General features: G+C 65.2%; 1 pseudogene. It reads left to right on the top strand.

Annotated features, from left to right (window positions below):
• Positions 1–233: pseudogene (gene istB / locus HMPREF2924_RS20325) on the top strand (IS21-like element ISPst3 family helper ATPase IstB); the annotation flags it as partial.

Raw genomic sequence — 233 nt, 5'->3', positions numbered from 1 at the left:
ATGAACATGGCCAAGCTGCCGATGCACCGCGACCTGGCCGGCTTCGACTTCAGCGCCTCCAGCGCAGACGCTCGTTTGATCAGCGAACTGGCCAGTCTGGCCTTTACCGACACCGCGCAGAACGTGGTGCTGATCGGTGGGCCTGGCACCGGTAAAACCCACCTGGCCACTGCGCTGGCCGTGTCCGGCATCACCCGGCACGGCAAGCGCGTGCGCTTCTACTCCACGGTCGA

Origin of the sequence: Pseudomonas sp. HMSC063H08 (assembly GCF_001813645.1) — a bacterium.
In the GTDB taxonomy this organism is placed as follows: Bacteria; Pseudomonadota; Gammaproteobacteria; order Pseudomonadales; family Pseudomonadaceae; genus Pseudomonas; species Pseudomonas aeruginosa.
Note: the sequence above shows the minus strand (reverse complement) of the source record. Positions and strands in the feature narration are given on the sequence as shown.